The organism is Spirosoma lituiforme, assembly GCF_054776635.1.
The window spans coordinates 60,263-72,322 of the sequence record NZ_BAAHBO010000012.1; the positions used below are offsets into that span (position 1 = coordinate 60,263).

The window sequence follows — 12,060 nt, forward strand, 5'->3', positions numbered from 1 at the left end:
TATATTCCAACGAACGAATATGATGACCACGATTGTAGTCGCTTCCGATTTTTCAGCTAATTCCCATTGGGCAACCGATTATGCCCTCGCGCTGGCTCATCAACTACATGTTCGGTTGGTGTTGGTCCACATTTTCAATCCCTTTTCCACCTGGACAATGCGACCAGTGCTGACAACACTAGCCACGGCGGAGCAGCATGAACATGCAATACAACAACTTACTAATCTACGGATTCAGATGCTTGAATCCACCAATTGCTCCATGGACATATCAGTGGTAGCCCGGTCAGGCCCACCCATTGAGGGACTTGTCCAGGAATCCGTTAGTCAGAAAGCGGATCTGCTGGTCATGGGCGTAGTCGGTAGTGAACTCATAAAATCCCGACAAGTAGGTAGTCTGGCAATTGACATAATTCCCACCATCCAGGTGTCCATGTTAGTGGTACCACCTGGTGTGCTATATAAAAAACCGCAAACGATTGTGCTGGGTATTGACTTATCAAAATCCGTCGATACGCTGGCTCTAGCCAGTGCCAAACGGTTTGCTCAACAGTTGGCGGTTAGGCTGGAAGTAATCTGTATGGAGAATCATCCCGATGAACAACTGCAAAAAGCGGCTGAAGGGATATCTATGCTGCTGGCCGACCAAGTACATACGATTTGCTTTCAACCAGGGAATGACCTTGCCGAAGTAATAAGCGTGTACGCCATGGATTGCCAATCGGACCTGATTATGCTGCTACCTAAACACCATTATTGGCTCAGTACAATTCTATTCGAATCTGATACGCAGGAAGTGGCCCGCCTAACCACAATCCCTGTGCTGGCTGCGGTCTAATCAAGCGTTTATCTGTTTTTAATTACTCAACCTAGTATGAAAAAAATCCTTGTGCTGACCGATTTTTCGGAAGCCTCCCAGAATGCATTTTCTTTTGTCCAATCCTTCTTCAATGAAACGATAGCTGATTTCCACCTGCTCTACGTCTATCCGTCACAAGCGGAAGGGTTTGATGGGTTAAAACACAACGCTGAATCCGCTCGCTTAGCTACTTCCAGTGCTAATCAATTAAGTCGTATGGTGGCCGACTTACATCAACAAGCTACAAACGAGGGGCATACGTTTCGTTCATCGACGTTGCCCGGCGATCCTTTTGAGATAGTCAAACACCTTGTAAAGACCGAAGATTATGATTTGGTAGCTATTGGACCTCAACAGAATGACAACGGCGGGTTGTTCGGCAATAGTGCCATTAGTCTGGTTCACGAGCTTAAAGCGAATGTGTTGGTCGTGCCGACTCAAGCATCTCTCCGTCCCATTTATCAGGTAGTACTGGCTATCGATTATGCCAATCTGAAAAATAGTAAACTACTCAGCCCGCTGAGGGAATTCGTGACGCTAAAGGCGGCACTACTTACGCTGCTGACTGTCAAAACGCCCGATAGTAGTATCATCTACCCGGAACAGGAAATTTACATTCGGCAATTATTAGCCCCTGTCGAGCCAGAAGTAACTCACTTGCAAGCTCCTAGTGCCAAAGAAGGGATCAATGCCTATCTGGCAGAACATCCAGTCGATCTATTGGTGACGATCCCCCGCTACAAGAGTTTGTTCAGCGCTATGCCCGGAGATGGTCGCACGTCTACACAGGCCTATACACCTTTAGTACCACTCCTGACACTGTACGACGACGGCAGCAATGATTTATCCGAATTAGTCGATGATCTATCGACTACAGTTGGCACGCTTTGATCCCGATGAGCGTATCCAACGAACGCGTCCTGACGCTGAACGGGGGCTCCTCAAGCATCAAGTTTGCCGTTTATGGCGTAGGTGACTTACCGAAACGGGGGCTTTACGGAGCCTTTACAGCCGTACTTGGCGGGCTGAAAACGCTGGTCTTTTCCGGCGGAATCGGCGAAGAAGCCCCTGAAATCAGAACCCGCGTTTGTCTTAGCCTTGGCTATTGAGCTGGCTGAGCACCGTAACGGAGTCAACGCTTCCGTGATTTCAACCAAATCAAGCCAGGTCACCGTCCGTGTAATACCAACGGAGGAAGAAAAGATGAATGCCCGAAAGGTGGGCAGGCTTCTGAACATAAGCTGAACCGTGGTGTCACAACCTATTCTTACCATACATACTGAACTCATGGAAACACTGACTCAAGAACCGCAAACAAATACGACCTTATCACCGACTGAGCTTCAGTTGATCCATGCTTACTGGCGGGCCGCTAATTATCTGTCGGTTGGGCAGATGTACCTGCTGGATAACCCATTGCTCCGAAAGCCATTAACCCTGGCCCACATCAAGCGTATGTTATTGGGGCACTGGGGCACGACGCCGGGTCAGAATTTCATCTACGCTCACTTGAACCGGGTGATCAAAACCAATGATCTCAACATGGTTTATATGTCGGGTCCGGGCCACGGCGGTCCGGCGGTAGTGGCCAATACGTATCTGGAAGGCACCTACAGTGAAGTTTACCCAAGGATTAGTCCCGACGAGGCCGGGCTGAAAAAACTGTTCAAACAATTCTCCTTCCCCGGCGGCATTTCGAGCCATGTATCCCCCCAAACGCCCGGCTCCATTCACGAAGGGGGGGAGTTGGGTTATTCGCTTAGTCATGCTTTTGGCGCGGTATTCGATAACCCGGATCTAATCGTTGCGTGCGTGATTGGCGATGGCGAAGCGGAAACCGGCCCGCTGGCGACAGCCTGGCATTCCAATAAATTTCTTAACCCAGTCTCCGATGGGGCGGTGCTTCCGATTCTGCACCTGAATGGCTATAAAATTTCTAACCCGACGGTGCTGGCCCGCATCAGCCGCAAGGAGTTGGACCAGTTACTACGGGGTTATGGCTGGACGCCCTATTTCGTAGAGGGCCATGAACCGGAACTTATGCATCAGGAGATGGCCGCTACATTGGATACCGTTATCGCGCAAATCAAACAGATTCAGCAAGAAGCTCGCGCAGAAGGAAATACAACCCGACCCCGCTGGCCAATGATCGTGCTAAAATCGCCGAAGGGATGGACGGGGCCAAAAGTGATTGATGCATTACCCAACGAAGGCACGTTTCGGGCGCACCAGGTACCACTATCGGTGTCGGCCACGACGCCCCCCGAGCATCTGGCACAACTGGAAAGCTGGCTACGCAGTTACAAACCCGACGAGCTTTTCGATGAGCTGGGGCGGCTAATGCCCGAACTGGCCGAGTTGGCTCCGCAGGGCAACCGGCGCATGGGGGCTAACCCGCACGCCAACGGCGGGTTATTGCTGAAAGACCTGCACATGCCCGACTTTCGGGAATACGCCGTTGCCGTACCGCTGCCCGGCGTCACTCTGGCCAGTGATACGCAGACGGTTGGTCGGTTTCTGCGGGATGTCATCGAGCTGAATAACCAACCGCGCAACTTCAGAATCTTTGGGCCCGACGAAACCCTGTCCAACAAGCTGGAAGCCGTTTTTGAGGTAACAAACCGTCAGTGGGATGCCGAGACGGCCGAAAATGACCAGTTTCTGGCACCAACCGGCAGCGTCATGGAAATGCTCAGTGAACACCAGTGCGAAGGCTGGCTGGAAGGCTACCTGCTCACGGGTCGACATGGGCTTTTCAATAGCTACGAAGCCTTCATTCATATCGTCGATTCGATGGTCAACCAACACGCCAAGTGGCTCAAAACGACGCGCGAAATACCGTGGCGACGGCCCATTGCCTCGCTCAATTATTTGCTGACATCTACCGTCTGGCGGCAGGATCACAATGGCTTCACCCACCAGGACCCCGGCTTTATTGATCACGTGATCAATAAAAAAGCCGAAATCGTACGGGTATATTTACCGCCGGATGCCAACTGTTTACTTTCGGTGATGGACCACTGCCTTCGCTCGCGTCACTACGTTAATGTGATCGTAGCAGGCAAGCACCCCGCTCCGCAATGGCTACGTATGGATGCGGCTACGAAGCATTGTACGCAAGGCATAGGGATCTGGTCTTGGGCCAGTAATGATCAGAACATCGAGTCCGACGTGGTGATGGCCTGCTGTGGCGATGTGCCGACGCTGGAAACCCTGGCAGCGGTTTCGATTTTTCGCGCGCATTTGCCGGACCTGAAAATCCGGGTGGTCAACGTAGTTGATCTACTGAAACTGGAGCGAAATACCGAGCATCCGCACGGCCTGACCGACGCGGATTACGATGCCATTTTTACCCGCAACAAGCCCGTTATTTTTGCTTTTCACGGCTATCCCTGGATGGTGCATCGGTTAACATACAACCGCGCCAACAATAGCAACATGCATGTGCGTGGCTACAAAGAAGAAGGAACGATCACGACGGCCTTTGACATGACGGTCCTCAACGAGCTGGACCGTTTTCACCTGGTCATGGACGTACTGGATCGTTTGCCGCAGCTAGGCAATACAGGGTCTTATTTGAAGCAATTGATGAAAGACAAACTCATCGAACACAAGCAGTATATTTTTCAGAATGGAGAAGATATGCCTGAAATCAAGAACTGGACCTGGGAAAGTCATTCCGTCGAAGACAGCCTCTAATACCTTGTCAATCGAACGGCTGTAGGATTCCATCAATAATGACGAAAGCTTGTCTGTAACCAGGTATGATCAGTCGCTCCAGATTAAGTTGGCTCTTGTCCAGAACGAACTAGTTGCAAATAAAGCGGTAGATGTCAAGCAAGCTATCATTTCGCCACCTACAGTCCATTAATACATGTACGTTAACGTACCACGCGGAAAGTCGTTATCAGTAAGCACCTGTAGTGATTACACCCATTCCCTATTTTTTCATCTTGTTGTATTATGCCCATACTCCTGGTGGCTTTCTTACTGGTTGATATATTGTCGATTGGCTACCTCTTTTTGGGCTATTACCTATGGCACGAGTGGCATGTCTACCGATTTGCTGTCCAGGATGAATATGCGCAGCGATGCCTCTACGGGGCTTCAGCTCTTGGCCTTTTCACCCTGCTAGGTAGGTTTTTAGTGGGTCGGCTTTTAAGCAAAAGCCGACCAGGGGAAGATCAACCAAAGCGGGTAGATAGTACAGAGCACGATAAGCTCAAGCGGCCTGATGGCTCTTTCATCCACATCGATTTCTATGGACCTAAAACTGCTTAACCCATCATTTTCGTCCATGGCTGGAACGCCAACCGCACCAGTTGGTACTATCAGCGCAAATATTTTGAGGCAAATTACCGGCTGATTCTGATGGATTTACCCGGACTGGGCAAGTCGACCCGGCCCACTACTAAAGACTACTCCCTGTCTAAAATGGCTGCTGACCTACAGGCAGTTATTGACCATACCGGGGCTACTAACCCAATTCTGTGGGGACATAGTATTGGTGGCATGACCATATTGACCCTACTGGATAAATTAGAAACAAGTGGTAACTTAGGGGGGATAAAAGGCGTTATTCTTGAGCATACCACCTGTACTAACCCCGTTCGTACGATTCTTTTTTCCCGACTGCTGACGGCCATTCAAAAACCGGTACTGGTTCCCTTATGCTGGCTACTGATTGGCTTGTCACCACTGTTGTGGGTCTCGCGCTGGATGAGCTACTTCAACGGCACGGCTCATCTAATGACCCGGCTGTTGACCTTCACGGGAACGCAGAGCTTCCAGCAGTTGAACTTTGTAACCTTACTGTCCACCCTCTCTCCACTGGCGGTGACGGCCCGTGGAGTACTGGGCATGTTCGAGTATGATGTCAGTGAGGCACTTTCGTCCCTACAAGTGCCAGCCCTGGTAATCGGGGCCAATCAGGATCGGCTGACCAAGCCCGTGGCCAGTGAGCACATAAGCCGGATAATGCCTCAAGCCAAGCTGGTCATGGTGTCCCCTGGCGGTCACCAGGGTTTAGTGGAACGGCATACCGAAGTTAATCAGGCCGTTCTGCAGTTCATCCAATCACTGACCAAATCAATAGTTATGTAGACGGGAATAATAGAATTGAACCGTGACTTATCCTGATTTTATACCGAGGTTTTTCTGAACGGTAGTCGGGTAGGAGGGAAGGGGCTGGAAACGGTCCTTTTTGCGTTCAGTAAACCCGTTCAGTTAAATGGTTCAGCGTTTTTAACTGCGTTGAGGTTTACTTGGACGAATTGGCTATGGTATGTATCGATAGAATTTATAGTACTCATTAAAATCAGTTTATATAACTGATAAGAGTTAGCCAAACTATTTACCAGAGCTTGTTGAGCGTGGAAAGTCGAAAACCCATTGCCTGGGTACTTACGTTAAAAGCATTAGCTAGTTTCACCAAGAAATCATCTTCATAGCTTTCATCTGTCTGACTTCTAATATCTATTTTGTCTTTAAGGTCATCGATTACTTTCTGGATCAGATCTAGCGGCATCAAAAGTGCAGCAGCAAATGCATTAGCCTCCCGCTCCTGCACCAATTCACCGGTTGAGGAGGCTGCGTTGCGAAAGTTGAACATCGTAAAATAACGCTCTGGTGTATCCACAAACATTCCGCTACGCTGATGACCAAGTATATAATGACCCAGTTCATGGGCAATAGTAAATCGTTGTCGTTTATGACCATTCTCGGGATTAAGCCCGATAATAGACGTGCCTTTCTCTGTAATCAACACGCCAGAGACTTCCTCGCCAAAACCAAATCGAATAACTTGAATATCCTTCCGTCTGGCGACTTCCTCAACATCAATTGGAGGATACGAATAGCAGTTCGTCTCAGTCAGCAGATTCTTTGCCAACTGCTCAATCTCCTTCTGTCGCTTGTGATTCATGAGCTAAATTGTCTTGAATGTTTTGATGGAATTGCCGAATGTTAGTAAAACTCTGATCATTATTAATATAAATACTATCCATAACGGGTTGTAACCCGCTTGTCATTGCCGATACCTGGGCTTTACCAGGTAAAAGCTCTTTTAATTCAATATTTAACGCATCGGCGATACGCCATAACATAAAAACAGATGGATGCTGTTTACCCTGTTCAATATTGACCAAAGAAGTTCGGCTAAGGCCCACCATAGCGGCTAAATGGGCCTGATTTAATCTTGCATTGTTCCGAGAAGTTTTTATATTATTCCCGATCGTAAAAAAAAGCGATTTTTCTGTTGCCTCATTCATGAGGCAAAATTAATAAATAAAACACCAAATGTCAAGTATTACCTAACTTTTTATGATACTTTCTGAAAATATATACTTGACACATAACCAGGCTTTTTTTACATTTGTATTGAGAATGACGAAAGGCCAGCCTCTGGGGAGATGGCTGGCCTAGGATGGTCAGGTTTCACTAATCTTGGGGAAGATTACACCGCAAATGCGGTGAATGGAGAAACCTTGCGTCGTTTATAACGACTGACAAAGCTAATTATTTAGCCGCAGCTGTACAAACACGCTCATCTGGGTCAGATTTCCTCCGGTCGAATCAGTCAGTACCGCCAATCTAAACCTGACCTTAAAAGGCTGTACCCGGCTACTTAACTAACTATTTATGGAGAATAATCCAGTCGTTCCCAATCCACCATCTACGGAACGCTTAGCGCATGGTTTTAAACGGACCTTATTTGGTTTCCCTCCCTCATTTCGGAGAAATAGCAGTCAAGATAAGTACGGCTATTTATTCCCTTCTAAAGCGGTTAGCTCGCGTATCGCTTTCTCCGAAGAGAATCGTCAGTTATTGGAAGATTTAGGGCGCTCAATGATTGAAACTATTACGACAGATGATTCAGCAGGCTTTAGTACCATTGACGCCGGCTATACGTACCTTGGCCAGTTTGTGGATCATGACCTGACATTCGATGTGGGTTCATCAACCGGTCAAGAGCAAGATGCCACCAAGCTGATCAATTACCGAACCCCCAATTTGGACTTGGATTCCGTATATGGAGATGGACCAGCGGTCAGTTCGTACATGTATGATTCTGAAGGGTTACGATTCTTACTGAGTACCAGCAATGCGTTTGACTTCCCTCGAAATACGGATGGGGTGGCCATTATCGGTGATCCCCGCAATAATGAAAACTTAATTGTCGGACAGATTCACGTCAGTATGCTTCGGTTTCACAACGCCGTTGTTGAACAACTCCGACTAGAAAATCCAACGGCCAAAAATGATGAACTGTTTCGTTTAGCCCAACGGGAAGTTAGAAGGCATTATCAATGGGTCGTCTTTCACGATTATTTGCGTACGATTGTTGGCGCCGAACTGATCAACGACGTACTAACCAACGGCCCTAAGTTTTTAAAGTACCGTAAAGGCGAAAGCTTTTTTATGCCCGTTGAATTTTCGGTCGCTGCTTACCGCTTTGGCCATAGCCTGATTCGCGACCATTACCGCTTTAACTCGGTTTTCTCGAATGATCCATTCTTCAGTGCCTTTTCAATTGCCAGGCGGCCTGTTGACTCAATCTGGAATATACACTGGCCTAGTTTCTTTGGGACTGATGCGCAACCGGCCGTAAACAAAGCCCGTAAAATTGACACGCGGGTAGCGCTCAGCATGGGGAACTTACCCAGCGCCCCAGGAGCACCTACGAACTCCTTCTTTACCGTTTTATCAGCCCGTAATTTAATCCGCAGCATGGCCTTGCGTGTGCCTACAGGTCAATACGTGGCGAAACGCATGAAAGAGATTCCACTCACGACCGATGAGTTGTTAAGCAGTCCCTTCCCCGCTCCAACTTCCGACCAGCAGGTCTTGCATAACCAGACCGTTCAGGCTTTGCAAGCGAAAAATGGTCTATTACTTCAACAAACCCCGCTCTGGTACTACATTCTTAAAGAAGCTGAAATCCGACATGGGGGTAATCAATTAGGTCCTGTGGGCGGCCGGATTGTAGCCGAAGTCTTTATGCGACTGCTGGCTGAAAACGAGGATTCGTTTTTAAACGATAATGCGTGGCAACCTCGATTTGGGGCTCAAGGGCAGGATATCCCCTACCGTTTTACTGATTTATTGCGCTTTGCAGGCACTTATCCTACCCCTGGCGTAAGCTAAAGGGGCAAAACTTTCCAATTAATCTAGTTCACGTTTTTTCATCAAAATAGTAACTGGTAACGGTACATTCTCATTATGAAAGGATTTCAATTTTATCAGGATAAAGCCAACGAATGGCGGTGGCGACTACGGGATGGTAATCAGGAGATCGTCGCTGATTCGGCCGAAGGCTATAAGCAGAAAGTGGATTGTGAAAAGGGGGCTCAGCTGTTCACCACCTTAGGACCGGATGCTCCCGAAAGAAAGGTGGCTGAATTTAGCACGGTAGGCCAGGGGCCCGAATGGGAATATTTCGAGGATACCAAGCAAGAATGGCGTTGGCGCTTTCAGGCGAAAAACAATAAGGTATTAGCGGATGGCTCGGAAGGCTACGTCAGTGAGTCCAATGTCAAACGGGCTATTACGAATGTGAAATCGTTACTACGCGAGATTGGCAATTCAGGCGGTAGTGGAGCGGGGAGCTATGTACCACCCGTCGTTGGTGGTGGAACAACCAATACAGGCGGAGGCCGGTTTGCTTAACTAAGGTCTGGAAGAAATGAATGAGTTTGACCTAATAGCCTTAGAAAGTAGCAGCGCGTTGCTTGCCCAGCGTGCTGGGATCACGGTGCTGGGCCCTTGGCAAGCGGCAGGTACTCAAGGCGTATGGATGCAACGGCTACGGCTCGAATTACTAGGAGTGGCTCCTACGGCTGAGCTACCCCAATTTACAGATTGGGAACTCGTCGTTGACTTTACGCAGGACGTTTGGGGTAAGGTTCAACTTCATCCAGCCCTAACCGATCAGGCGCTAACTGTTACTTTTGCGCACCAGCAATTTAACGGTGGGCCGCACCCCGTGTGGCCATGTCGCAATGGTCATATTTGCACGATGTCTTGGCTTCAGGGATTAGCTGGTTCCCGAAATGCCTACGTTACGGAGCCTGTCACGACCATTGAGCGCTTGTGCTGGCATGTCGCCCGGGCTCAGGAATGGTTAACGCTAGCGGCCACCAATGACCTGACTCAGCTGGGTGATCCGTTTGAACTGCCCGATTTTAACATTGGGCAAAATGCGTTGGGCAGGGCGTTAGCCTATTACGAAGACGAACATTCCTTCGAGCAGTGGCAACAGCATTCAGTGCGCAGTGGAATCGCCGATATCGTCGATTGGCGGGGTATCGTTTTTACCCGACGGTTCAGAGATAAGCGGAACAAAGACGTACTTTATGAACCTGCGTGGGGTGATGCGATTGCCCAGTTACCCGAAACGCGTAAAGCCATTTGGATTCGTTTAGACGCTGTGCCCGTCGTTAATCGTTGGCAGATACCTGTAACTGGTTCTTCACTGATTGATACGATCAAGCAGCAGGGTATTGATTTAGTAGCCCTTTTAAACCAACCCTTAGCCGTCTTGACCGAGTTGGGTGAATGGTTATTGCTGGTGGGTATACCCATTCCAAAGCGGATTGGCGAGGAGCCCTATCGCTACCATTGGCAGGCCCTGCAACTCCTACCCAATGTGGCGAAACTAGCGAAACTAGCTCAAAAGGCACGCGTGGCAACCGTTGTAAATCGCTTACCGTCTTCTTCACCAATCCGATGGCAACCGATCGCCGAAAACTGGCATCCAGATTATTTACAAAACCGGGGACGGTTAAGCCCTCAGTTGAGCAGTGCACGGGTGGTTTTACTGGGAGCGGGATCGCTGGGCAGTATTTTTGCTGAGCAGTTGGTACGTATGGGTGTTCAGCACATGACGATTATTGATCCTGAACCCTTTGAACCCGGAAACTTAGTTCGTCATACCTTAAGTCTTTCGGATGTGTATACCCCCAAAGTATTAGCCCTAGCTGCGCGATTAAATCAGGTAAATCCATCCGCCCGAATTACCGGCCAAATCCTCGCTTTACCGACTACTGATCCCCTTATCGAAGATGTATTCCGCGAAGCGAACCTAGTTATTGATGCTACTGCTAACGATGCCGTTTTAAAGGCCATGCCGCTGCAAGGCTTGCCTTCTTCGGTTCCCTTTATTAGCTGCTCGTTAGGGTTAAATGCCGATCGGTTGTTTTTTTATGCAGCGTTAAGCGAGCAGTTCAGTTGGGATCAGTTCAATCAATGGTTTAGTCCTTATCGGGCGGAAGAAAATCAAAAAGCCCTTGACTTAGAACTGCCCCGTGGCGTAGGTTGCTGGCATGCACTGGTACCTGCCCGATTGAACCGCATTACCGGGCTAGCCTGTTGGGCGGTGGACCTAATCGAGCAACTCTATTTGGAAGCTTTGTCATCTCCGGTGGAATTGGTTTATTCGTGGCCTAGTACAGTGAGTCAAATCTCTCCAGTGGAATCAATCGCATGAGTATGCTTTTATGTTCAATGGACGGGGGGCAATGTTTGTTGTTAACGCAAGAGGTAACTTCGTCCATCACCCAGTATGCCACCCGATGGCATCCGCTTGAAACGGGGGGTATTCTGCTGGGCCATTATGATTCGAATGGTCGGCTTGCTACCGTTCATGTAGCCGCTGCCCCCCCGCCTGACTCCAAGCATGGTCTTATGACTTTTGTGCGGGGTATCGTCGGCGTAGCGGAGTTGGTCGAATGGGGGGCTATACAACCCAGCCCGCTTCACTATGTTGGGGAATGGCACACGCATCCTGGTGGGAATCCAGCGCCGAGCAATACGGATCGCCAACAAATGTATGATTTCGCCCAACAAAGTCTATACGGTGTTACAACGCCTATTTTGTTAGTTATAGGTGGCATACCTGTTCATAAATTAAAATGGCAGGCAGCTGTGTTTGGAAAAGATGATTTTTATCTAACCCTGAATTTGCTTTAGCATTGTCTTAAACGAAGTAGGTATTTTCAGCAATTTCTAGTTTGCCTAATTCTATTACTAAACTTTTTGCTGACTTGATAGAACCCATTCTATTTCATTTATTTTATTATTGACGTGTGAGTAAGTCTGTCATGTGGGATGCTTTTTCTAGTATGGCGACCTACAAGCAATCCGATTACGAAGCGCTAAGACGACGCTGCGTTGAACTTAGTCAGGCCGGTTGGCAGCAGTTA

The 12,060-nt window shown here is 48.6% G+C and carries 12 protein-coding genes; 10 read left to right on the forward strand and 2 right to left on the reverse strand.

The annotated features are described in order from the left end of the window. The first annotated feature begins 19 nt into the window (after nucleotides 1-19). From ACYU87_RS26040 to ACYU87_RS26065, 6 genes are all read left to right on the forward strand, one after another. Complete coding sequence (locus ACYU87_RS26040; protein ID WP_461136935.1) at nucleotides 20-838, forward strand: universal stress protein; 819 nt, start codon at nucleotides 20-22, stop codon at nucleotides 836-838. Between the two features lie 36 nt (nucleotides 839-874). Continuing rightward, a complete protein-coding gene (locus ACYU87_RS26045) occupies nucleotides 875-1,750 on the forward strand; it encodes a universal stress protein (RefSeq protein ID WP_461136936.1) in 876 nt (291 codons plus the stop codon). A gap of 5 nt (nucleotides 1,751-1,755) precedes the next feature. Beyond that, entirely contained in the window at nucleotides 1,756-1,968 is a 213-nt protein-coding gene (locus tag ACYU87_RS26050) for a hypothetical protein (RefSeq protein ID WP_461136937.1), read from the forward strand. Nucleotides 1,969-2,146: 178 nt separating this feature from the next. Continuing rightward, nucleotides 2,147-4,558 carry a phosphoketolase family protein gene (locus ACYU87_RS26055; protein ID WP_461136938.1) on the forward strand — a complete coding sequence of 804 codons (2,412 nt, stop codon included), beginning with the start codon at nucleotides 2,147-2,149 and terminating at the stop codon, nucleotides 4,556-4,558. A gap of 264 nt (nucleotides 4,559-4,822) precedes the next feature. Next, on the forward strand, nucleotides 4,823-5,140 hold the full coding sequence (locus ACYU87_RS26060) for a hypothetical protein (RefSeq protein WP_461136939.1): 318 nt from the start codon (nucleotides 4,823-4,825) through the stop codon (nucleotides 5,138-5,140). Between the two features lie 6 nt (nucleotides 5,141-5,146). Continuing rightward, entirely contained in the window at nucleotides 5,147-5,962 is an 816-nt protein-coding gene (locus ACYU87_RS26065) for an alpha/beta fold hydrolase (RefSeq protein ID WP_461136946.1), read from the forward strand. A 250-nt stretch (nucleotides 5,963-6,212) separates the two neighbouring features. Here the strand turns inward: ACYU87_RS26065 and ACYU87_RS26070 are convergent, their stop codons facing one another. After that, a complete protein-coding gene (locus tag ACYU87_RS26070; protein ID WP_461136940.1) occupies nucleotides 6,213-6,782 on the reverse strand; it encodes an ImmA/IrrE family metallo-endopeptidase in 570 nt (189 codons plus the stop codon). Next, nucleotides 6,754-7,128, reverse strand: coding sequence for a helix-turn-helix domain-containing protein (locus tag ACYU87_RS26075; RefSeq protein WP_461136941.1), 375 nt, complete (start codon nucleotides 7,126-7,128; stop codon nucleotides 6,754-6,756). Before ACYU87_RS26075 ends, ACYU87_RS26070 begins: the two co-directional genes overlap by 29 nt. Nucleotides 7,129-7,498: 370 nt before the next feature. Here ACYU87_RS26075 and ACYU87_RS26080 point away from each other — a divergent pair, with 370 nt between their 5' ends. The 4 genes from ACYU87_RS26080 to ACYU87_RS26095 all read left to right on the forward strand — a co-directional run bounded on the left by ACYU87_RS26080 (nucleotide 7,499) and on the right by ACYU87_RS26095 (nucleotide 11,827). Continuing rightward, entirely contained in the window at nucleotides 7,499-9,004 is a 1,506-nt protein-coding gene (locus ACYU87_RS26080; protein ID WP_461136942.1) for a peroxidase family protein, read from the forward strand. A gap of 75 nt (nucleotides 9,005-9,079) precedes the next feature. Beyond that, entirely contained in the window at nucleotides 9,080-9,526 is a 447-nt protein-coding gene (locus ACYU87_RS26085; RefSeq protein WP_461136943.1) for a YegP family protein, read from the forward strand. Nucleotides 9,527-9,542: 16 nt separating this feature from the next. Beyond that, the gene (locus ACYU87_RS26090; protein WP_461136944.1) at nucleotides 9,543-11,345 is read left to right on the forward strand and encodes a ThiF family adenylyltransferase; all 1,803 of its coding nucleotides are present in this window, start codon (nucleotides 9,543-9,545) and stop codon (nucleotides 11,343-11,345) included. A 2-nt stretch (nucleotides 11,346-11,347) separates the two neighbouring features. Then, nucleotides 11,348-11,827, forward strand: coding sequence for a Mov34/MPN/PAD-1 family protein (locus tag ACYU87_RS26095; protein ID WP_461136945.1), 480 nt, complete (start codon nucleotides 11,348-11,350; stop codon nucleotides 11,825-11,827). Nucleotides 11,828-12,060: the final 233 nt, after the last annotated feature.

Bases quoted from the DNA above. Each gene is read 5' to 3' on its own strand.
- ACYU87_RS26040 (WP_461136935.1), top strand. From the start codon at position 20: ATGATGACCACGATTGTAGTCGCTTCCGATTTTTCAGCTAATTCCCAT.
- ACYU87_RS26045 (WP_461136936.1), top strand. From the start codon at position 875: ATGAAAAAAATCCTTGTGCTGACCGATTTTTCGGAAGCCTCCCAGAAT.
- ACYU87_RS26050 (WP_461136937.1), top strand. From the start codon at position 1,756: ATGAGCGTATCCAACGAACGCGTCCTGACGCTGAACGGGGGCTCCTCA.
- ACYU87_RS26055 (WP_461136938.1), top strand. From the start codon at position 2,147: ATGGAAACACTGACTCAAGAACCGCAAACAAATACGACCTTATCACCG.
- ACYU87_RS26060 (WP_461136939.1), top strand. From the start codon at position 4,823: ATGCCCATACTCCTGGTGGCTTTCTTACTGGTTGATATATTGTCGATT.
- ACYU87_RS26070 (WP_461136940.1), bottom strand. From the start codon at position 6,782: ATGAATCACAAGCGACAGAAGGAGATTGAGCAGTTGGCAAAGAATCTG.
- ACYU87_RS26075 (WP_461136941.1), bottom strand. From the start codon at position 7,128: ATGAATGAGGCAACAGAAAAATCGCTTTTTTTTACGATCGGGAATAAT.
- ACYU87_RS26080 (WP_461136942.1), top strand. From the start codon at position 7,499: ATGGAGAATAATCCAGTCGTTCCCAATCCACCATCTACGGAACGCTTA.
- ACYU87_RS26085 (WP_461136943.1), top strand. From the start codon at position 9,080: ATGAAAGGATTTCAATTTTATCAGGATAAAGCCAACGAATGGCGGTGG.
- ACYU87_RS26090 (WP_461136944.1), top strand. From the start codon at position 9,543: ATGAATGAGTTTGACCTAATAGCCTTAGAAAGTAGCAGCGCGTTGCTT.
- ACYU87_RS26095 (WP_461136945.1), top strand. From the start codon at position 11,348: ATGCTTTTATGTTCAATGGACGGGGGGCAATGTTTGTTGTTAACGCAA.